Below are 21,083 nucleotides of genomic sequence, written 5' to 3' on the forward strand. Positions count from 1 at the left end.
TTATAAAACGGTATTAATAGTGAAATAAGGTGTGTTAATATCTAAATCAGGCATATATTCGCTATAATCTTTGCTGAAATGATATTTTCGATCAAGGGAGTAAACAAAAACATCATTTTCTGGTTCAGATAATTCTGTTTCACCATTTGCATTTTCTGCTACAATTGCGACTTTGTATTTTTGATATTTTATGTCCTCTGGAGAAATGAATTCATTTTCATCTTCAAATAAATCAATCAAAAACAAACGAGGATTTTTTGTATCATCCGTAATTAATGCTTTAATAGTATCATTTTCAGCTGTAGTTAATCCCAAAATGATTTTATTAGGAGCAGAGCCATCCAGGGTTTTTAATTCCAGTCCGGTAATAGTTTGAGCGCTGTCTGTAAACAATTTCAAATTATAGTAATAAGGATCTGGCAATTGATAGGTTTTACTTTTTGTAACGGCACCGCTTGCAGAAGCTGTTGTTTTGGTATCAGGAGTAGTACTTCCGGTTGCAGATACGGCATTGTTCATTACATCTACGGCTTCTGTAAGATAGGTAACGCGTTCAACCGTATTTCCTTCAATTCCGGTTTCAATAACATCGTTTACAGTAAGAGTTTGTACAATTGAAATGCCTTGCTGTTTTTTATCATAAAACTCATTGATAAGATTTAGTTTTTCAGAAGTCATTCTTGAGTAACTGTCATCACCGTTTAATTTTAATAAAGGTTCTGCCTTTATTAAACTAAACACATCATCAAAAAAGTTAGCCTGGCCAATTACAACAACTGGATCTCCATTTTCATCAAGTACTTCATCTGCTTTATAAGTATTAATTTTTCCCTGATATAACAAAATACTAAGCGCAGCAATATTTTTGCCTTGATAAGCAGGAGTTGTAAGCTGAATTGCTGTCGTTAAATCTGAATAATTTCCTTCTTCATCTGGCGGTAATCGCAAACCATCAGCATTTATGAAATTATCTTTTTGTGCATTGGCAACTTTGGCAATCTGTCCGTAAAAAGCAGTATTGTTATTGTTGTCGGTTGGAAATTGCAGATAAAGGTTATTTGTCGTAACTGTATTTGCTTGTTCCTGTTTATCAATTAAAACCGGCCAGCCCTCCGTACCATAAGATACGGTTGTCATTGGGACAATTCCTTCTGAATTCGCTAATAAACCTGTTTTAAAATTTTCTGGTCCATGGTCAATTTTGTAGTTTCCATAAAAATCATAACTGCGTGTACGGTCACTCTGGATATAGACATACCAATTATTTTTAGTGAAAAAATTATTGACAACACTATTAAAAATTTCTACACCCTTTTTAGTTGTTTTAGTTCCTGCGGTGACAACATCTACAGAATTTTGCGGAACAAACAAACCATAAAAAGCAGCAATATCAATAAATTGAACACTTTGCTCGCGCAGTAATTTTTGTTGATACGGAGTACCTTCTGTAATTGAAATCGAAGCAAATGCTTTACGAGCATATTCTAAATCAAACTTAAATTCGCCATTATCAAAATTATGTTTGTAATCACCATAGTTTAGAACAACGTCAATACCACATTCGTCTTGCGCAAAATTTCCTAACGTTTTACCACTATCAATTAAAGGAAGTTCGAAAGAATCTTCTTCTTTTAAAACATTATCGGTTGTTTTGAATTTCGATTCTTTAAAAAACAAATCAGATAGAGGTGTTGCTGAGGGTTTTTCTTCATCATATCCAATATATGAGGCAAGGAAAAGAGGTTTTTCAATAGCTGTATTTCCAGCATAGAAATCATCAAAATCATCATTTATCTTATTGATAAAATCAGACGTTTGTTCTGTTTGCGGAATTATCGTAGGATTTGAACCTGTCGTGAAAAAGTCACTTCTTTGCAATCCTCTATAAACGAAATATTTGATATTTAATCCCGGAAATGGCTGTTTGTAAGGACGAAGAATAAGATTTACTTTATCAGTACTGCCTGTTTGAGGCTGCACTAAAACAACTCCTTTGCAGATTGCATAAGCCTTTTTGGGAGAAGCTAATGAAAATTTGGAGGTCAGGTTAAACTCGGTACTCGATTGTGGACCAAAAGCTTGCTCGCGGCTTTGCGTAAAGCCTCCTGACTCCACGAAAAAATGAGACTGTGAAGACATATTTAAATGAATTATTTAAAAGTTAATTTTAAACCATCAAAGGCTTATAGATTTTGTAGATGAATCTTAGAAGTAAAAAGAACAGAGCAATAAGAAGAATTCTGCCCAGCCAAATCTGCACCTTCTGCCAAAAAGTTAAATAATTGACAAACTTGGTAATCGTAATTGTTTTTTCCTGAACATCTTTTACCTGTTTCGATTTCCAGAACGCGTAAAGTTCCTGTTCTTTTAAGTCACAGTCAACGCTGAGTTTATTGTTATCAAGTCGAACCCTTGGGCTTTTTAATGTACGCCCTGGTTCGGCCTGAATAACATTTTTGAGAACTACTTTTCCGTTAATACAATCAAGTAATGCGTTGTAAGAACTACTGTCTTTGGCTATTTTAAAAACTGTATCGTGCAGCGTTTCTGTAATAGTAATAGTTTGAACTTTGTTTTCGTTTTCAACAGGTTTCGGACTTCGGCATGAAATCACGATCAGAATAATCAAAAGAGAAAAAACAAAGCATTTTAATTTTTTAGTCATAATTAAGGTTGGTTTATAAATTTAGTTTTGCAGACGTAAAAAGCCTTTTACGCTTTTTATATCACGTTTTCTTCTGGCTACTTTGTAACCTTCACGGCCTCCGGCATCATTGGTATTTCCTTCAATGGTGTAAATAGTGGTTCCTGTCACTTTTTCAACGAAACCCGTATGGCCTGCACCGTTATTAAAATCCATAATGAAAACATCTCCAGGCTGAGGTGTTTTTTTTACTAAAAGTGGTCTCGAATTATATTGATCCAGAACTCCGGCAGTTTTCTTTAAAGGGTTTTTGGCATTAATCTGAAGCGCTGCTTTTTGCGTGCACCAGTAAACAAAAGCCATGCACCAGGCATATCCTTTTGATAGGCCGACGCTTCTTAAATAAATTTCAACTTCGGGGCCGGAGTTACTGTTTCTGGGAATTTCTTCGACACCAATTTGTGCCGTGGCGATTTCTAGGGTTTTTTGGGTTAGTGTCATGAATTTTTTCCGTTAAGCTGTTTAAATTTTTGTAACTCATCAACCAGCTGCTGGTTGATAAGCATAAGTTCTTTGTGTTGTACTTCCATTTTTTTTATGGTATCTGTGGCGGCGGTTAGGCGAGCGGTAATGTCATCAAGAAGATCACGGTAATATTTTACAGCGCTTACTGCGTTGTCAAGTTCGGCGGCGCGGTCTTCTGCTAATGATTTTCGCATAGAGAAAAACCAGGTTATAAAAGCGGCAAAAAATGCCGTAAGAGAGGGGTATAGAAACTGTTCCATTGAATGTGTTAATGTTGAATGTTTATAAAAGTGATTTGGGGAAACACACAGCGTGCTGTTTTTTTTGGAGAAGGTGCAATCTTAATTTTTTGCAGTTAGATTCCTGCTGTCTTTTCCTTTTGTGATTGCAAAGATTGGGTAAAAAAAGCCCTAAAAAAAACAAATGCAAGGCGTGCGAACATTAGTATTCTAGGGCTTTACATAGTTGTACAGAAAGCGAACAAAGCTCATTTTTACGAGAGTAAATGGCTCATCTTTGCACCATAAAAACAATGTTTTTTTAGGAGCTCAAAAGATTTCGTTTTCCTTTTATAAGTATTAAGAAGACTTTTCCTGATTGCTCATAAGTTCTTCAATTTTTTTCAATTCTGAAGTAATAGGCGTACAAAGAATTTCATACAAAGTAGTTCGTGAAATGGGATAAACAGGATAAACATATTTACGCCATACTACCGTAGTAGGAATATCTTCCGTCTTGTGTTTTTGATACAGTTCTTTAACAAGTTTGTAGCGCAATAATTTATTTTTTTGAATTCCGAGGCTTCTGTTTGAGGATATAGGCATGATAATGATATTTATAGAGTGATAGAAAATGAAGAAAGATTTTTTGAAAAGAGAAGAATTATTAAAATGAAGATTTAATCATGATTAAGAATTATTTGAATACGTTATAATGACATAAAGATTTACTGCAGCCAAACCATTTAATCTTTTTAAGTAATGGTTTTTCTACTTCAAATGCCATTTTTTTGAACCTCGTTCTGAGGTGCTATTTGTTAAAGAATATTTTTTAACAATTGAGGTCTGTACTCTTCCTATCATGATCTCGTTCCGCAGCTCTAAAGACTGGGAACTCTACAGAAAGAATGGTTTTTGGCTGCTTTTTTGGGTAAAAACCGCCCATCTTCGGTTCCTGTTTTCCTTCAGAAAGAAGTGAACAACAGGAACCATTTTTTTATTTACTTAAGTTTTTATAATGTAGATTTTGAGGGATTTATTCAGCCTTTGTAAGTGGCAGTTGTGTGTTTTTTAAATCTCGGATTTTTAATTACGATGCTTTCATATTGATTAAAAGCCTGACGTTCTTTATTCGATAAATCATTTTTACAGTTCCAGTTACCAAGTCCGTCTTTAAAAATGATGTGTTCATTAACCTTGTAACTTTCGTGGTCAGTAATTGGCTTTATTTTTACGCTCATTTAAATATTGTTTAAAAATTATTTTGATTCTGAAATAAAACCATTCACGGAATAAAAGAATTGGCTTTAAGTTCGTTGCAATAAGCAGAAGAGCTAAAAGGGCCGAAGCGTAAATATCATTATTAGGCTGCATGACTTTGTTCGTTTTGCTGGTTAAAGAAATTAAAAGCATATCCCTGTAAAAAATCTACAGACGACATTGACAACGGAATATTGGTTTTTACACCATTTTCATCAATTCTGTTCGCCTCGATAAACCAGCTTGAGCGAATTGGTTTAAAAGAAGAAGCAATAATTTCAACACCATCTGTAAATTCTTCGTTATTAAATTCTTTCGTTAATTTTTGAAGTTCCAAAACGCGCGAACCTTTTAAATTTCCTTTGGCATCTTTTTTTAATAAATTGAAAACAATTTTTACCAATGATGCTGTTTCTTTACTGGTAGAAAGCGACGAAATATAATTCTGCACTTTTTCAATACCAATTGTTACTGTATCGTCCCAGCCTTCGTTAATACGATATCCAATCGTAATTTCTTCTTTATCATTAGAAAAAGTATGTGACATTTGCTTTTCTTTAAAACCATAAACCTGATTCTTTAAATCCAGAATAGTTTCAAATAATTGAAAAGTTTCTGTTTTTGCATTTCGCATCATTTCAGAAGTTTCATGTAATCTTGAAAGTGCTTTTGGAATTGTTTCGGCTACCAGTTTCTTATAAGCATCTCGTTCTTCATTCTTTTTATTTTCAATTCGGTTTAAAGCTTCTTTTAATTGCTGTGCAGAAAATTGAGATAAGTCCAAAGATGGGTTCATTGTGTTTGTTAATGGCGTGTTCATAATAATAGGCTTTTAGTTTTTATAATAATTTTAGTTATGCAATAATATTTCTTCTTTAAATGGATCACCGTAATAAGGCTTAAAATTATAGTGATCAGCAAGTCTTAATACCTCTTTTAATTTGTTTTCAATTGCTTGTGAAATGGGACGGGGAGAAGCGGTCTCATCGTCCAGAATATGCATCCATTGAAAACGCTCCTGATTAATGCAGATTCTTTCTCCGGGCGTAAAAGATTTCGATCTTTCAGAACAATATTGAAGTGCAAGATACAATTGTGCAATTCTTGTTTCGATTTGATTTTTACTCATGATTTTTATTTAATAAGGTTCGTAATTTTTGATGTCAGATTCTATTAAGTTTCTCTCGGGGCTGTTTGGATTATCAATCAGCCAATTTTCCAGTTCCTGAATTTTTTCCTTGATTTGATTTGTTTCCATTTTTATGATTTAAGTAATGATGAATAAGGATTTTTTAATTTTAATGATTAATATTACAAGTCATTCGTAGTTTTATTCTGATTTAGTGTAGTGCTGTGTTTTTTATTTTTTAGTAACTTAAATGTATTGTAATTAATTTAATATCAATAATTTATTAAAGTATTTTGTTTTGAGTGTAATTTGTATACCGCATAAATTTGTATGTGTTTAGCTTGTTTTTGATATTTGTTTTTCTTTACTTTGCAAATATAATGTAAAATAATACATTAAAACAAATTTTTAACGTAAAAAAAATACATCTTTTATGGGGTCGACTGAAAGAATAAGAGAATACCTTGATTATAAAGGGATTACTAAATATAAGTTCTGCAATGATTTAGGCTTTTCTAATAAGTTTTTAGATAATAGCAGTAATATGGGAACTGATAAAGCGTGTAAAATTTTACACTACTATCCGGAAATAAACTCTGAATGGCTTTTAACCGGAAATGGATCCATGATAAAAGAGGATAACACTAATATTGTAATTATGAATAATGACCGAAAAACAATCGATTCGCTGCACGTGAGTCAGGAAATCCCATTATATGATTTGGAAGCTGTGGCAGGTTTGAGGGAATTATTTAGCAGCGGAAAACCGCAAAGAGTTTTGGATACTATAAAAATTCCAAATCTTCCTAAATGTGACGGAGCAATTTCTGTTACAGGAGATAGTATGTATCCGCTTTTAAAATCCGGAGATATAATTTTATATAAGGAAACGGAATTTGATAATATTTTTTTCGGAGAAATGTATCTTTTAAGTGTCAAGTTGAATGACTGGGAAGAATATATTACAGTAAAGTATGTTCAGAAATCAGAACAAGGAGATGAGTTTGTAAAATTGGTAAGTCAGAATTCACATCATCAGCCAAAAGATATACATATTTCAAAAATATCTGCGCTGGCCCTTATAAAAGCTAGTATTCGTATTAATACGATGATGTAAATTTACATATCACTATAAAAGTTAGCCTCTTAAATTATTGTATTTAAGAGGCTTTCATTTTTTATTCCATCAATAAAATGCAAATAGATCCTCTTCAAAAGAAAAAAATAACTACGCTCATTTTCTTGCGTTAGATTTATTTTGTAGTGTATTTGATATGTTTTTTCTAAGTTTAAGGTAGATAAACCTATTGTAATTTAGGAACGGCAAATGGATTAGTTAGTTATGAAGGATGATTTTTTGATAAGAAGCTGATTGTTAATTTGTTCTTTTAATAAAAATAGAAAATTGTATTTTTAAATAAATAATTATTGCTATGAGAAAAATAATAATGCTGTGTTTTGCTTTTCTGGTTTTTGGGAAAACGATGGCACAGGAAATTCCGTTACTATCTAATATTTCATCTCGAAATAACATCAACCTAAATGGAAAATGGAGTTATATTGTAGATCCACTCGAAAACGGATATTACGATTATCGTTTAATGCCTTTAAAAGACAATGGATTTTTCGAAAATAAAAAATTCAATACTACAGATTTAACCGAATATAATTTTGCCACTTCAGCCACAATGGATATTCCGTCTGATTGGAATTCAAAAGATCAAAGATTATTCTTTTATGAAGGAACGGTTTGGTTTCAGAAAGACTTTAATTATAAAAAAGATGCTCAAACCAAAGGAATTCTTCATTTTGGAGCGGTTAATTATGATGCAAAAGTTTATGTAAACGGAAAACTGGCTGGAACTCACGTTGGTGGTTATACGCCTTTTAATTTTGATGTAACAAATTTGCTGGTTGACGGAAATAACTTTGTTGTGGTAAAAGTAGATAACAAACGTCATAAAGATAATGTCCCAACCGTAAATATGGATTGGTGGAATTACGGCGGAATCACAAGAGATGTTACTTTGGCTCAGGTTCCGAATACTTATGTTGAAGATTATCTGGTTCAGCTAGATAAAAAAGAAAAAGGAAAAATTTCAGGCTGGATTAAGCTGAATAGTGAAACGGCCAATCAATCACTTTCGGTTTCTATTCCTGAATTAAAAATCAAAAAGACTATTACAACCGACTCAAAAGGTTTTGCCTATTTTGAAATAAAAGCAAATCCGATTTTATGGACGCCGGAAAAACCAAAATTATACGATGTTGCTATAAGCAAAGCAGATGAAAATATAAACGATAAAATTGGTTTTAGAACAATTGAAACTAAAGGAAAAGAAATTCTGTTAAACGGAAAAAAAGTCTTTTTAAGAGGAATCAGTATTCATGAAGAAGCGCCTTTCAGATCTGGAAGGGCATGGTCGCAGGAAGATGCGATTACGTTATTAACCTGGGCAAAAGAATTAGGTTGTAATTATGTTCGTTTAGCGCATTATCCGCATAATGAAAACATGGTAAAAGAAGCCGAAAAAATGGGATTAATGATTTGGTCTGAAGTTCCGGTATATTGGACTATTTCATGGACAAATCCTGATACATACGCAAATGCCGAACGTCAGCTGCATGATATGATCTATAGAGATAAAAATCGCTGTGGAATCGTAATTTGGTCAATAGCAAACGAAACGCCTCATGGCGACGACAGAGATCTTTTTCTAAGCAAATTAGCAAAATATGCCCGCACACAGGACAATTCTCGTTTGATTAGTATGGCGATGGAAGTAACCAAAAGTTCCAACAATATCAATACGCTGCAGGATAATATGAACGAATATGTAGATATTGTGAGTTTTAATCAATATTTAGGCTGGTATAGAGGAACTAATGAATCCTGTAAAGATATGCAGTGGGTAATTCCATATAATAAACCGGTTATCATTAGTGAATTTGGGGGCGAAGCTTTGCAAGGATTACACGGCGATAAAAAAGAACGCTGGAACGAAGAATATCAGGAAGATCTGTATATTCAAAATACACAAATGTTTAATCGAATTGAAGGCTTAGCTGGAGTGTCTCCGTGGATTTTGGTGGACTTTAGATCACCAAGAAGACAATTGACAAACATTCAGGATTTCTTTAACCGTAAAGGCTTAATTTCAAGTAATGGAATTAAAAAGAAAGCTTTTTATGTAATGAAAGATTGGTACGCGCAGAAAGAAGAGGAGTATAAGTAAAACGAGTTTTAGATAAAAAAAACTTCAAAGTTAGAAATGATTTTGAAGGTTTTTGTATTTTTTTCCAATATTAAAATTTTTCCGAAGAGCTTCAGAGCTTATTTCTTCTCTCAAAAAAATGTAGAAAATAAAATCCTTACTCCCTAATTTTATAGTTGCCTTTAGATAATTTAAATTTTGGATGTCCCATTTGCCAAAAAGCAAATGCAAATTCATCTGCAAAATCATTATATAATTGCAAATTTGAACTGTTTATCCCATGTCCGGCATCATAATTTACGGCAAAAAGGATTTCATTTGTAGTCGATGTAATACTTTCAAGTTTAGCTACAAATTTGGCAGACATCCAAGGGGCAACCCGGGCATCATTCATACCTACAGAAATAAGGCAGGCCGGATAGTTAACACCTTGTTTTATATGATTAAAAGAATCAATTTCTGCCAGCATAGTGAGTTCTTCTTTAATAGCTGGATCACCTAACTCCTTCATATTATTGGGGCCATTTGGTGCCTTGTCAATTCTAAGTGGATTAAGGTAGCCATCATAACAAATCATTACTTTGAATAAATCAGGACGTTCTGTCATTGCCCTGCCTACAAGGATACCGCCAGCGCTTCCGCTTAACATACCTATTTTATCTTTTGTAGTTATATTATTAGTAATTAAATATTCTGCAGCAGCAATAAAATCTTTCCATGTATTGGGTTTGTTTTTCTTAAAACCACTTTCATGCCAGCTATCTCCTTTTTCTCCTCCTCCTCTTACATGTGGTATAACATAAATGCCGCCATTCATGACCCATGACAGAATGATAGGCTGAAATCGCGGACTTCTTGAAATTCCATAAGATCCATAACCATCCATCATGACGTAATTTTCTTTATCACGTTTTAATTTCTTATTGTAAATTAAACTAACAGGGACTAAAACACCGTCGTGCGAAGGAATTTCAATTTCCTTTACAACAAAATCTTTAAATTCAGGATATGAAACAATAGGATTGGTAGTGTCTTCAGTAAACTGATCCTTAGCAAAGTTATAGCAAAATCTTCTATTTGGGTTTAGCCACCCGCTTATGTTTATTGATAAATCACTGCCATATTTGTTGTTTGAAGTTAAGGAGATATTTCCCGCTTGGGCAGGTAAACTAAGAGCCTTTATTTTTTTATTTTTTATATGATATAACTTGGCTTCAACGCCATTTTTTTTAGTCGTATAAAAGAGTCCATCATTATTTACTACAAAATCATCAATCGTTTCTTTTACATTTTCTTTTACGATTATTTCAGGATTTTGAAGGTTTAAATTAGAAATTTGGGACTTAATGATTTTAAAGTTTGAAGTTTTATTTGAAGAAATACAATACAATTCGTCATTTAAAATTACAGGATTTAATAGCCCGTCGCTTTTTTTATAGAGTAATTTCCAATCTATTTTTAGATTTTTTAATTCGCTGATATCAGCATAATAATAGTCTAAATATATTGCCGCCCCGCTCAAGGAAGCTAAAATATATTTATCCTTATAATTTATTTTTTTAATAATTGGGAAATCTGATCGTGAAATCTGCAGATTGGGATTGTTTTTTTTTGAGAATAGAACAATATGTTTTGATGAATCATCTCCAATTTTATAAGCAACAGATTCAGTATCTAAAAGATAATTGGGTGATTTTGTGTCAATAACAGGTATGTTAACATAGATTATTCCGCTGTCATCTGGTAACCAGTTAATTCCGCCTAATTCTGCAGGCCAGCAATTTAAAATAATTGTGGGTAATATTTTTTTGCTTTTAATATCAAGAAAACCTATTTCGGCAATTTCTTCTCCATTTTTGGTAAAACTAAGTGCAATTTTGGTTTCATCCCACGATGGTTTAAGATAAGAAATTGTGTAGGTGTTTCCTGTTTCTTTTTTATAGTTTGCAGCATCAAAAATTAAAACTTCATTTTTTCCTTTTTCTTTTAAATAAAGTTTGTCATACTTGTCTGCAGAGGTTCTTTTTAAATAATAAAAAGAATTATTTTCTGTAATTGTTAATAATGTTACATTAAAGGATTTCCGTTGTTCAAATTCAATGAATTTTTCAACAAATTCATTTCTACCCGAAATGTTATTCAATAAATCTCTAGCTCGATCATTATGTTGTTTAAACCATTTTTGTACTGAATCATTTTGTAAATTTTCTAGATATTGAAAATTATCCATAATTGTAGTATTCGAATGTTTATCGTCATTATTTTTTTCTTTTACTATCACATCTTGAGATAAGCCGGTAATTGAGAAACAAAATATAAAAATAAGCTGTATTATTATTGATTTCATTAATGTAACATTATTTAATTGCCTGGATAACTTAAAATTGATTATCCTCTAATCGTAGGTGAAGTAATTGGTGGATCTTCATCTGCCAGCGCAGATCCGCCACCTACGATAACTTTCTTATTTTTAATTTCTGCAATTCTAAATTTTTCCAAAGAAAGTTTTTTTTCTTCAATTCTGTTTACTTTTTTCATTTGATTTGTATTTATAGTTGATACTAGTTTGATACAAATGTATATTGATGAAGTAATTTAAAATAATAGTACTTGTCTACATTTATAAATGTAGATGATTTAGGTTGTTAAGTATTGATAATCAGTACTATGCGGATAATTTATTTTTTGTCTCTTCTATTTTTTTAATGAAATACGAAGGTTGTAGTCCTGTCTTTGTGTAAAATGCTTTTGCAAAAGATTCCGAATTACTAAAGCCAACCTCTTCTGAAATAGCTTTTATAGTATATCTCCTAAATTTTTTATCTTTTTTCAATCTTGTAATAGCATAATCAATACGCATATCATTAATGTATTGACTAAAGTTTTTCTCTTTGTAAAAATTAATAATTTTAGATAAATAGCTGCTATTACTGGAAAATTCTCTGGCAAGATCTGTCTGTTTCAAGTTTAGTCTTAAATATCCTTTCTTATTTTCAAATTCAGACAGTTTTTTTAATATGTCTTTTATCATTTCAATAGGCAGGTCAATTGTTTTTTCTTCCTGATTGTTTTTTATTTGAATAATTTGTTCTTCATTGTTTGAATTTTCCAGTAAAGGAGCCTGCATTAATTCATTAAAACGTTGTTCAAAGAGTTTATTTTTGTTTTTTACTTTTATTAGGTAATAAATAGAAAATACAAGTCCTAACATTAATAAAATAGAAATAATAGTGTGAAAAATATTTTCATTTTTAATCTCTTTAATTAAGTTTTCTTTCTCAATTAAAAGATTTGGTGTGTCATAATTTTTACTTATTTTATTTGAAAGTATTACATTATTTGCTTTAAAATAGCTCTCAATCTCTATCAGCCTGTTTAAATAATATAATTGTTTTTTATCATTATTAGTAATCTTTGAAATTTCTATTAAACGGATGTAATTGTCTTTTATATCACAAGAGTATTGTTTTGTTTTAACTAAAATGGAATCGACTTTTTCATAATAAAGCATTGCTTTATCAATGTTTTTTTCGCTTTTAAAGATATTCTCTCCTTTATAATAATAACAAATAGCTAAGTTTGAAGTATCATCAGTATTCTTAATTAAGCTTATAGCTTTTTCCAGATAAGTTTTACTTTGATTAAAATCATTTTTAAGATTCAAACATATTCCTTTATACATTATATAGTATGGGTAATATGGATTAGTAACGGGAAGTGTTTTTAATTCATTATTTATATAATTTAATGCAACATCCTCTTTATTTAATCTTATATAAATATCAGCAAGGACCCATTTAATAAAAATAACGTCGATTTTTTTATTTGGCTTGTTCTTAAAATAATTTAAGTTCTCGACAAATAAAGGCAAAGCCTCTTCAGGTCTTCCTAATTCAATTTTTATTAATCCAATATATCTTTTAATGATTAAATTCTGCTCAAAATTGCCTCTTTTCTGAGACAGCTTTTCAGCAATCAATATATATTTTAATGCCTGATTTAAATTAAGGTTGATTTGAAAGTAATTAGCTTTCAATACATAAGCTTTTGCCGGATAAATATAATCAGACTTATTATTTGTCAATGAAATAATTGAATCTGCATATTTTAATTGAATTGCTTTACCTCTGTGAATTAAAGCTTTGTAATACATAGCGTCTGCAATTCTAAAAACGTCATTGAATTCTTTGGCTTTTTTATAATAAACATCAATGTAAACTTTTTTTCGATTTAAGTCTGACGCTGAATTTTCTATTTTTTCATCTAACTCTTTGAAACTTAATTTTTTTAAATTTATGTTCTGTAAGTTATTCTGTTGTGAGAAAATCACTCCATTAATAGCAAGCAATAAGATTAAAGTAATTTTTTTCATTGTTTTTTATGTATAACATATTTATAATACCGGCTCATAAAATCGTAACATAACAATTCATATTCTTTTTGTTTTGATCTGAATGTTCTATTAATATTCATATGAATAAAAGAAGTAATTAAATCTAAAGAATTGATGTTTTGATTTTGATCGCTTTTACTCAAAATTGTTTTTATAGTTTTTATTTCTTCGTGATTAATTTTTATTATTTCACTAAGTCCATCCAAATATTCCGGATCCTGTTCATTGTCAAGAAATGACAAAATATCTGTTTTGTATTTTAAATACACACGGGATAAATTGTTTGTATTTTCTTTTTTTACATTATGCTCGGATTTAAATTTCATAGAGACATGCTGTACAAACTCCAGACAAATGTCTATTGGTATTTCAAAATATTTCAACAGATCTTTAATCATTTGCAGTGAACTAAAAATCCTGGCTATTTCATCATATTCAGGTGTTGTACAACTAATTAATTCAACTACTTTTTTACTATTGTGATAAAATAATTTTTCTGCTTCAACAATAGTACTTCCTCCATATCTTTCTAATTCTCTTTTGTAATTAGCCAGAAAAAAATCATTAACAACCTGGTCTTTAATTAATTTAGCCAGATACAGGTTTGTAAATTTTATTACTTCCTGAAATGCATCCAGATTAGTTAGATGAAAACGTATTCTAAGATGATTATTAGGATCTTTATATCTTATAAAAAACCACTCATCAATGAGTTTCTTTTCAAATAGTACATCTGCAATTATTACAATTTCATTAATTAAAATTCGGTCTGCAGAGTAGCTTCCGCAATAAATTTTATAATAGACCCATTCCTCGCCAATGATAAAAAATCTTTTTGTTTTAAAATCCATGTTTTTCCCATTTCAAGCTTGCTATAAATTCGTTTGCATAATAATCATCTTTACCTTTAACTATTTTATCTGATGGAAATAAATATTCTTCTAATATAAATTTTGTTCGATTTTTAATGACTGATAAAAGCATTTCAACACAAGTCGAATTTTGTGTATTTATAATTAAAGTATTATCTCCATCTACCAGTGAAATATATTGAGGCAGTGATTTAGATATTGCTGAAGAAATATCTGCAATTAAACTAAAAATATTTTTCTCATAAATTTTATATTTTGAACTTAAATTCATGAAAAAAACAGGATTTTTTTCATGGCTGAAAATCCATTTGGCTTTTAAAATAATGCAATTTCCAATAGTTACTCTTGGGAAATAATTAAATAAATTTTCTAAATTATCTGTTTTAATTCCTATACCGGATTTACAATTTTCAAATTGCATATCGCATAAAAATTGATAAATAGGTAAAGCTTTATAAGAAAAATTATGGGCATTAGTTAATTTTGGAATAATCTCCTTTCCATGTTTTTTACTCCATAAAATTAAACGGCCGGAATTTAATTTTAAATGGATATCTGTAATATGAATTTGCTTTAGTAAATCTAAATTTGACTGACCTAAATAAGGAATTTCATAAGATCTGAAAGTCGGTCTTCTTAGCACATTTCCAGTTCTAGATTCTGGTAAATGAACAATTTCAGCAATAATTGCATTGGCATTACTATCTGATTCATGTTTTGTAATTTCACTTGCAAAAGCATTTATAAAATCATTGCCATAACAAAATCTTGCAAATAAATTTGCAGCACTAGATCCTCCTATGTTTTGAATTACAATCCATTCTTTTTCGTCTTCTTTAACAATTTCAAAAAGGCAGGAAAATGTATCGGGCAGATTTTGATTAGAAAAATCAATATCTTTAAAATCATTAAAAGTTAATTCAGTACTTTTTTCATTATTAATTATGGCTTTTTCAAATTTATAATGAATTATTTTTTCTACCGGCCCTAAAATAGTTTTATGATCAATATTCAATTCATTTAATCCTAAACCATCTAATATAGGTGAGACATCAAAATTTCCATTGTCTAATCCGTATCCAATTCCTGCTTCAAAATCTAAAGCTTTTACTAATGGTATAGATTCGCCATCATAGCGTTTAATAAATTCAGTTTTAAAATTCTCTAGAAATGTTTTTTTGGGTATTGAAGAAATTTTATTTAAAAGTTTTATGGCATTCAATAATTCACCTTTGTATTTTCCATCTAACTGAAGTTCATTCGAATTAAGAAATAAATCTGTTTGAAACAGATATTTTTCATTAAACAAAAGATTTTTATCTTTTATGATTTGAATAATTTTTTCATAAGATGATATTGAATGTGTTTGTGCTTCATCAATCTGTGCTAGTTTTTTTGACAAAATTTTCAGATTCGGAAGTAACTTGCTTTTAGTAGTTATATCATTTGGCAGTTGTTCTTCCTTTCCACCTATAGAATTTTCGAGCGAATCAGTTAAATAAAGTAATTTATTTAAAAAATCATCTCCGGTAAGTGTCAGTTCCAATTCTGAAACTAGTATTTGATTACTTATTAATTCGTCTATAAAGTCGATTGCCTCACCTTCAGTTATTTCATCTGATTTTAAAAAATTAATTAATTCAATTTTAGAAATTCCTAAAACTGATTTTTCCAATATAAAATCTAAATACTCATTTCGTTTTACTGCTTCAAGTGAATAATTACGGCTGTCTTGATTTAATATATATTGAACATATCTGTAATAATCACCTAATTTGTATAAAGTACTGTTTGGATAATAAAGTAAATCATTTTGAATCAGTAAATTATTTTGAAGTTCGTTCCCTAAATTAGCGATGAATTGCATATCAAAACGGGTCTTTCTATAAAAGGATTTTGCATTATCAATATTAATTTTTGTTTCAGTACCAAATTTTCCAGAGCCACATGCTGAGAAAAGACCAAAGGGTGTGCATCTGGTTGACATCCGAATAAAATACTTTAATAACGAAATTTTAATTTTTTGACCTTTATCTGCTGGATAATTTTTTGAAGAAATCCATTTTTGCACTTGTTTATATAATTCTGGTGATGCTACAAATAGAGATTCCTTAATTTTATTATCCTTTAACAATTCCTTTATATCCTCTTCCTCAATTATAAATCCATTTGTAAGATTTTTATAGAAACTAATTGGGTGAACAGGAATTCGGGCAATAATGGATGAAAAAAAACTATAATCTATTTCTGATTTAAGCATACATTTTAGTATAAGAATCGGATTTCAAAAATAGAGTATTTTATCAATTAATCAATGATTATAAGAATATAATTACTATTTCTTTAAACAATTTTTACTTGATTATGATAATTTGTGATTGAAAACCAAAAAAAGTTGAAGTTATTAAGCATAGTAACAGAAAGGCTGTACAACGGAGTCATCAGGCAATTTATAAATATCGATTCTATATTTATAAATCCAGTACACTAGTTTTTGTTTTGTTTGTTGTCATCATCTAGTTTTACTACAGAAAAAAATCCATAAATAGAGTTTGCAGTTTACAAATTGCTTAGCAGACGCTAAAAAATCCAAATAATTTTTAGAAAAGAATGAATTGCTTTTATAATTAAAATGCAAATCTGTGAATCATCCCTGCTGTTTTTAAAGCCTGAATATTAGATGGGAATACCATTAAGATCAAAAATATTTAAGAATGAAATATAAATTATCAGATTATTTAGTTTTTTCCCAGCCTATCATATCAAATAAATACGTTCTGGTTTATTCTACTATTTCAACTACAATGATATTAATTCAACTGGATTTGTATCATATCTTAATTAATAAATTCTTCGACAAGATTAACAATTCTTCATTAAATGAATTATTAAAAAATAAAATACTGGTTCCGAGCAACTTTAATGAGTTAGATTTTATAATTCAGGAAAATAAAGAGGCTATTAAAAATGAGGACTTACTTTATCAGGTTATTTCTCCATCTGCAAATTGCCAGTTAGGCTGTGGATATTGTGGTCAGGTACATACTAAGAAAAAATTGACCGATAATTTGAACAAAAAAATTATTGAAAGAATCTCGAATAATTTAAAAATCAAAAAATATAAAAAATTAGGTATTTCATGGTTTGGTGCAGAGCCATTAATGGGTTTGCTAAACATAAAGAAATTATCTGCAGCGTTAATGGAGTTAGCCTCAAAAAATAATTGTGGATATTCGGCTAAAATGATAACGAACGGATTAAGTTTAAAAAAGGATATTTTTTTTGATTTGGTAGAAAATTATAAAGTTGAAAATTTTGAAATTACTCTGGATGGTACAGAAGAAGATCATGATGCAAGAAGACATACTAAATTAAAAGATAAAACATTTGCCTTAATCTTTAAAAATTTAAAGGATATAGTAAATGATACAAGATTTGATCAATTAAACTGTGCCATAAGAATTCGCTGTAATGTAGATGAATCAAATTACAAGAGTGCCTTTGATTTAATTGAACTGCTCGATCAGGAAAGAATTCTGGAAAAAATATCATTTTATACCGCACCCATACATTCCTGGGGCAATGATGCTCATTTAAATGCATTGTCGCACCAAAATTATTCTAAGTTTCAAATAAATGAATATTTATTGTTAATGAAAAAACAGCATTCTTTTGCAATACTGCCAGGTAAGAAAACCAATATAGTATGCACCAGTCTGCACGAACATGCAGAAGTATTTGATTCAGATGGTAATGTTTATAACTGTACAGAAATCTCTCAGGTAGATGTTTATAAAGATATCAATGAATTTAAGTTAGGTAAACTAAATAATGAATCATATCTTAATACGGAAAGGTCATTTTCTTTATGGAACGATGATATTTTAAATGGAGAAGTTCCGTGTACAACCTGCAGAATATTACCTATTTGCGGTGGTGCCTGTCCTAAATTATGGAAAGAAGGTATATCGCCGTGTCCCGCTATTAAGTATAATATTGAAGACCGGTTATTGTTAGAATTTAGCAAAAGAAAAGAAGAGTATTTACAACTTAAAAATATTGTTTAGGCCAAACAATAGGTGGAAGTCGAAAAACCTATATAGAGTAGACATACATTTAAATCAAAAAACATGAGTGATTTAGAAGATTTAAAAAAAGAGCTGGAAGTAATCGAACTGGAAGAAAGACTTGAAATGGTTCAGTTAATTGCTGCAGATGCTGCAGATGGACCACAAAGTCCAAATGGAAATTCTAGCTGTTGTTTTGGTTCAGGCCACTAGAAATTAATCTAAACACCTACGAAGCTTAATTGTTTCAAGGGTGTTTAGTTTTTTTAATTAATATAAAATGCTATATGGAAGATTACTTAAATTTAATTGAGCAAAAAGTAAATTCATTAAAATGGAAAGATGAATCCTCAGAAAACAGGATTGAGTTTCTTAGAGTATCTGCCAATGGTAAAAAGATAAAAAATATAGAAGAAGATTTATTTTTTAAAAACTATTCCATACAAAAAAGACTTACCATAAATGAAATTAATAATTTTTCAACATTATACAACGCAGGAAAAATTAAGATTTATGGCGAAGAAAATTTGATTTTAAATGGACCTGCTTTTTATGCATCATTTCATATGGGGGCCTATATGACTATTCCAATTCTATTGGCGTTAAAAAAAATTACTTTTTCTGTAGTGATGGATGATTATTCGTTTCAAAGAAAAATGCAGTATGAGAATCCTGATATTAATCCTGCTACATCTGGAATTGATTTGAATTTAAAATTGAACCCTGATTTTTTAAATGCAGAAGATACGAGATCAATCTTTAAAATGATAAGAAATATTAAAGAAAATAAAAGCCTTTTTTCTTATCTGGATGGAAACACAACGACAGTTAATGATCAAAAGCATTCTTTAAACGTAAAATTTCTGAACCATGAAATGAGTGCTCAAAAGGGTATTCCCTACTTATGCTATTTATTAAAAATTCCCTTAATTCCTATTTTTTCTTATAGAGAAGATGGTCTTATTAAAGTTATTATTAAAGAGGCCATTTATCCGATAGAGGATAAAGATGCATTTTGTGAAGAATCTTTAAATCAATGCTGGAGTATGTTTGAAGATATTTTTACTGAATTTACAGAGCAATATGAGTTTTTGAATAAAAATATTTTTATTTCAAATGATGCTGATAGTAAACCAAATGCATTAGAATTTAAAGAGGCTGATTATGGTTATAAATTTAATTTTCAATTGTATAACTTTTATATAAATGGATCAGATTACTTTTTGTTTAACAGCGTTTCGATGAATTCATTAAAAATTAATAAAGGGTTGTATATCTTCTTGCAAAAAGTGAATAGTAAAAATTTAAAGCTTACTAAAATCGAATTAATCGAATTTATTCCTGACAAGAATTTTGTTGAGTCGTTAATTCAAAATCAGATTTTAATTTAAAAAGGCTATTCAACATAAAAGCAATAATTTGATACACAATAATAAAATACATGAAATACAATTATTAAAAAACAATGAAAGTTATTTAATATTATATCAGGAAAATTATTTTTCAATTAGCCGGTTATTTTATGAATTATTGAAAGAGCTTAAAAACAATAATCATCAAAAAGAAAAATTTATTGAAACATATAAAATAAGCTCAGCAGATTATGATGAACTTTCAGTTATTGCATCAAGTAAGCTGGATTTTATTGTGAACAAAAAAAAGAAAAATAAAAGTTACATTAAACTATCTGTAAATATATTGTCAGAAAAAAAAGTTATAGATATATCTCAATATTTGTCTTTTTTTTTTCAAAAATACATCTTTAATGTACTGTTTATTATTGTTGTTTTAGCGGCAATAATTACTCAATTTATTCTAAATTTTAAATATCGAAAACACTCTTTGTTCGATATGTCATGGCCAGATTATATTTTTGTTTATTTTATTTTGCTGGCCGTTATGATTTTTCACGAACTGGGACATTCTGCTGCAAGTAAATATTTTAAAGTTGAGCCTAAAGAAATTGGTTTTGGTTTTTATATAATATTTCCGGTTTTATATTCAAATGTAACCCGAATCTGGAGGTTAAATAAAAATGAAAAGGTTATTGTTAACCTGGGAGGAATTTATTTTCAAGGTCTTATCAATTGTTGTTTCTTGCTCTTTTTGGTATGTAATAAAAACTTTAATTTATTTACTTACCTGATAATCATTATAATAAAAACAAATCTTTTTGTAATGGTTTATTCCTTAATTCCATTTATAAGAAATGATGGATATTGGATAGTTTCTGATTATTTTAATATTATTAACTTAAATAAAAAATCCTATACCTATATTTTTGACCTGATTAAAAGAAAAGTAAAACTGCAATATTTTTTATTAGCTTTTAGTATTGGTCAGTATGTATTTGTTTTCTTTTTATGTCGTTATTTTTTGCTTACTATACCCACTACAATATCCAGATTTATACTTTATACATTAAATAATGGTTTCTGGAATCTGATTTCTACAAATATTGAACTTTTGTTTAAAGGCTTGTTTTCTACACTTATTTTAATTATTGGCCTAATCTCATTTTACAAATTCTTAAAACTTCTTTTTGTAAAAGGACAATAAAATTCCCTGAAAATTTTAAATCAGCTGGAAAATAGACGTTACTTTTTATTATTCAAATAAGGACATTAGAAATGTTTAGTTTGAAAAAGGTTGAGGTCGAATTTCATCTAAACATATAAAGTTAATTCTTACAAGCAAAATAGCTTGTAAAATTTAAAATTCATCGATATCCGGCATAATAAAATTATGAGCTATTTCTAA

General features: G+C 29.6%; 19 protein-coding genes. 6 read left to right on the forward strand and 13 right to left on the reverse strand.

Going from position 1 to position 21,083, the window contains the following annotated elements; genetic code table 11:
• The 8 genes from NLJ00_RS11210 to NLJ00_RS11245 all read right to left on the reverse strand — a co-directional run bounded on the left by NLJ00_RS11210 (window position 1) and on the right by NLJ00_RS11245 (window position 5,776).
• Complete coding sequence (locus NLJ00_RS11210) at window positions 1-2,139, reverse strand: hypothetical protein (RefSeq protein ID WP_256637233.1); 2,139 nt, start codon at window positions 2,137-2,139, stop codon at window positions 1-3.
• Between the two features lie 28 nt (window positions 2,140-2,167).
• Window positions 2,168-2,665, reverse strand: coding sequence for a hypothetical protein (locus NLJ00_RS11215; protein ID WP_256637234.1), 498 nt, complete (start codon window positions 2,663-2,665; stop codon window positions 2,168-2,170).
• A gap of 21 nt (window positions 2,666-2,686) precedes the next feature.
• Window positions 2,687-3,145, reverse strand: a complete 459-nt coding sequence (locus tag NLJ00_RS11220) for a CHAP domain-containing protein (RefSeq protein ID WP_053471139.1) — start codon at window positions 3,143-3,145, stop codon at window positions 2,687-2,689.
• Window positions 3,142-3,429 carry a methyl-accepting chemotaxis protein gene (locus tag NLJ00_RS11225; protein ID WP_091290755.1) on the reverse strand — a complete coding sequence of 96 codons (288 nt, stop codon included), beginning with the start codon at window positions 3,427-3,429 and terminating at the stop codon, window positions 3,142-3,144. The genes NLJ00_RS11220 and NLJ00_RS11225 overlap by 4 nt, the downstream gene beginning before the upstream one ends.
• 318 nt (window positions 3,430-3,747) lie before the next feature.
• Window positions 3,748-3,993, reverse strand: a complete 246-nt coding sequence (locus tag NLJ00_RS11230; RefSeq protein ID WP_053471137.1) for a hypothetical protein — start codon at window positions 3,991-3,993, stop codon at window positions 3,748-3,750.
• A gap of 434 nt (window positions 3,994-4,427) precedes the next feature.
• Window positions 4,428-4,628, reverse strand: coding sequence for a hypothetical protein (locus NLJ00_RS11235; protein WP_044047667.1), 201 nt, complete (start codon window positions 4,626-4,628; stop codon window positions 4,428-4,430).
• Window positions 4,629-4,750: 122 nt separating this feature from the next.
• The gene (locus NLJ00_RS11240; RefSeq protein ID WP_256637235.1) at window positions 4,751-5,467 is read right to left on the reverse strand and encodes a DUF3164 family protein; all 717 of its coding nucleotides are present in this window, start codon (window positions 5,465-5,467) and stop codon (window positions 4,751-4,753) included.
• Window positions 5,468-5,497: 30 nt separating this feature from the next.
• Window positions 5,498-5,776, reverse strand: coding sequence for a hypothetical protein (locus NLJ00_RS11245; RefSeq protein ID WP_256637236.1), 279 nt, complete (start codon window positions 5,774-5,776; stop codon window positions 5,498-5,500).
• Window positions 5,777-6,209: 433 nt separating this feature from the next.
• Between NLJ00_RS11245 and NLJ00_RS11250 the strand changes: the two genes are divergently transcribed.
• Together NLJ00_RS11250 and NLJ00_RS11255 are read left to right on the forward strand one after the other, a co-directional pair.
• Window positions 6,210-6,893, forward strand: a complete 684-nt coding sequence (locus NLJ00_RS11250; RefSeq protein WP_256637237.1) for a S24 family peptidase — start codon at window positions 6,210-6,212, stop codon at window positions 6,891-6,893.
• A gap of 316 nt (window positions 6,894-7,209) precedes the next feature.
• The gene (locus NLJ00_RS11255; protein ID WP_256637238.1) at window positions 7,210-9,012 is read left to right on the forward strand and encodes a glycoside hydrolase family 2 protein; all 1,803 of its coding nucleotides are present in this window, start codon (window positions 7,210-7,212) and stop codon (window positions 9,010-9,012) included.
• 136 nt (window positions 9,013-9,148) lie between these two features.
• On the opposite strand, the gene NLJ00_RS11260 is transcribed toward NLJ00_RS11255, so the two are convergent.
• The 5 genes from NLJ00_RS11260 to NLJ00_RS11280 form a co-directional block, all read right to left on the reverse strand.
• The gene (locus NLJ00_RS11260; protein ID WP_256637239.1) at window positions 9,149-11,338 is read right to left on the reverse strand and encodes a prolyl oligopeptidase family serine peptidase; all 2,190 of its coding nucleotides are present in this window, start codon (window positions 11,336-11,338) and stop codon (window positions 9,149-9,151) included.
• A gap of 41 nt (window positions 11,339-11,379) precedes the next feature.
• Complete coding sequence (locus tag NLJ00_RS11265; protein ID WP_180859429.1) at window positions 11,380-11,529, reverse strand: hypothetical protein; 150 nt, start codon at window positions 11,527-11,529, stop codon at window positions 11,380-11,382.
• Window positions 11,530-11,656: 127 nt separating this feature from the next.
• A complete protein-coding gene (locus tag NLJ00_RS11270; protein WP_256637240.1) occupies window positions 11,657-13,363 on the reverse strand; it encodes a helix-turn-helix domain-containing protein in 1,707 nt (568 codons plus the stop codon).
• Window positions 13,360-14,235 carry a thiopeptide-type bacteriocin biosynthesis protein gene (locus tag NLJ00_RS11275; protein WP_256637241.1) on the reverse strand — a complete coding sequence of 292 codons (876 nt, stop codon included), beginning with the start codon at window positions 14,233-14,235 and terminating at the stop codon, window positions 13,360-13,362. The genes NLJ00_RS11270 and NLJ00_RS11275 overlap by 4 nt, the downstream gene beginning before the upstream one ends.
• Window positions 14,225-16,516, reverse strand: coding sequence for a lantibiotic dehydratase family protein (locus NLJ00_RS11280; protein ID WP_256637242.1), 2,292 nt, complete (start codon window positions 16,514-16,516; stop codon window positions 14,225-14,227). The genes NLJ00_RS11275 and NLJ00_RS11280 overlap by 11 nt, the downstream gene beginning before the upstream one ends.
• A gap of 454 nt (window positions 16,517-16,970) precedes the next feature.
• On the opposite strand from NLJ00_RS11280, the gene NLJ00_RS11285 reads away from it, so the two are divergent.
• The 4 genes from NLJ00_RS11285 to NLJ00_RS11300 all read left to right on the forward strand — a co-directional run bounded on the left by NLJ00_RS11285 (window position 16,971) and on the right by NLJ00_RS11300 (window position 20,882).
• The gene (locus tag NLJ00_RS11285; protein WP_256637243.1) at window positions 16,971-18,323 is read left to right on the forward strand and encodes a radical SAM/SPASM domain-containing protein; all 1,353 of its coding nucleotides are present in this window, start codon (window positions 16,971-16,973) and stop codon (window positions 18,321-18,323) included.
• Between the two features lie 63 nt (window positions 18,324-18,386).
• Window positions 18,387-18,536: a hypothetical protein gene (locus NLJ00_RS11290; RefSeq protein WP_180859413.1), complete on the forward strand. Its 150-nt coding sequence runs from the start codon at window positions 18,387-18,389 to the stop codon at window positions 18,534-18,536.
• Between the two features lie 74 nt (window positions 18,537-18,610).
• A complete protein-coding gene (locus NLJ00_RS11295) occupies window positions 18,611-19,714 on the forward strand; it encodes a lysophospholipid acyltransferase family protein (protein ID WP_256637245.1) in 1,104 nt (367 codons plus the stop codon).
• 28 nt (window positions 19,715-19,742) lie between these two features.
• On the forward strand, window positions 19,743-20,882 hold the full coding sequence (locus NLJ00_RS11300) for a zinc metalloprotease (RefSeq protein ID WP_256637247.1): 1,140 nt from the start codon (window positions 19,743-19,745) through the stop codon (window positions 20,880-20,882).
• Window positions 20,883-21,083 lie beyond the last annotated feature (201 nt).

The organism is Flavobacterium panici, assembly GCF_024499525.1.
Classification (GTDB): domain Bacteria; phylum Bacteroidota; class Bacteroidia; order Flavobacteriales; family Flavobacteriaceae; genus Flavobacterium; species Flavobacterium panici.

Coding starts and splice junctions, on each gene's coding strand:
- NLJ00_RS11220 (WP_053471139.1), bottom strand. CDS start 3,145: ATGACACTAACCCAAAAAACCCTAGAAATCGCCACGGCACAAATTGGT.
- NLJ00_RS11295 (WP_256637245.1), top strand. CDS start 18,611: ATGGAAGATTACTTAAATTTAATTGAGCAAAAAGTAAATTCATTAAAA.
- NLJ00_RS11245 (WP_256637236.1), bottom strand. CDS start 5,776: ATGAGTAAAAATCAAATCGAAACAAGAATTGCACAATTGTATCTTGCA.
- NLJ00_RS11250 (WP_256637237.1), top strand. CDS start 6,210: ATGGGGTCGACTGAAAGAATAAGAGAATACCTTGATTATAAAGGGATT.
- NLJ00_RS11210 (WP_256637233.1), bottom strand. CDS start 2,139: ATGTCTTCACAGTCTCATTTTTTCGTGGAGTCAGGAGGCTTTACGCAA.
- NLJ00_RS11260 (WP_256637239.1), bottom strand. CDS start 11,338: ATGAAATCAATAATAATACAGCTTATTTTTATATTTTGTTTCTCAATT.
- NLJ00_RS11275 (WP_256637241.1), bottom strand. CDS start 14,235: ATGGATTTTAAAACAAAAAGATTTTTTATCATTGGCGAGGAATGGGTC.
- NLJ00_RS11240 (WP_256637235.1), bottom strand. CDS start 5,467: ATGAACACGCCATTAACAAACACAATGAACCCATCTTTGGACTTATCT.
- NLJ00_RS11235 (WP_044047667.1), bottom strand. CDS start 4,628: ATGAGCGTAAAAATAAAGCCAATTACTGACCACGAAAGTTACAAGGTT.
- NLJ00_RS11285 (WP_256637243.1), top strand. CDS start 16,971: ATGAAATATAAATTATCAGATTATTTAGTTTTTTCCCAGCCTATCATA.
- NLJ00_RS11265 (WP_180859429.1), bottom strand. CDS start 11,529: ATGAAAAAAGTAAACAGAATTGAAGAAAAAAAACTTTCTTTGGAAAAA.
- NLJ00_RS11215 (WP_256637234.1), bottom strand. CDS start 2,665: ATGACTAAAAAATTAAAATGCTTTGTTTTTTCTCTTTTGATTATTCTG.
- NLJ00_RS11225 (WP_091290755.1), bottom strand. CDS start 3,429: ATGGAACAGTTTCTATACCCCTCTCTTACGGCATTTTTTGCCGCTTTT.
- NLJ00_RS11255 (WP_256637238.1), top strand. CDS start 7,210: ATGAGAAAAATAATAATGCTGTGTTTTGCTTTTCTGGTTTTTGGGAAA.
- NLJ00_RS11290 (WP_180859413.1), top strand. CDS start 18,387: ATGAGTGATTTAGAAGATTTAAAAAAAGAGCTGGAAGTAATCGAACTG.
- NLJ00_RS11230 (WP_053471137.1), bottom strand. CDS start 3,993: ATGCCTATATCCTCAAACAGAAGCCTCGGAATTCAAAAAAATAAATTA.
- NLJ00_RS11280 (WP_256637242.1), bottom strand. CDS start 16,516: ATGCTTAAATCAGAAATAGATTATAGTTTTTTTTCATCCATTATTGCC.
- NLJ00_RS11270 (WP_256637240.1), bottom strand. CDS start 13,363: ATGAAAAAAATTACTTTAATCTTATTGCTTGCTATTAATGGAGTGATT.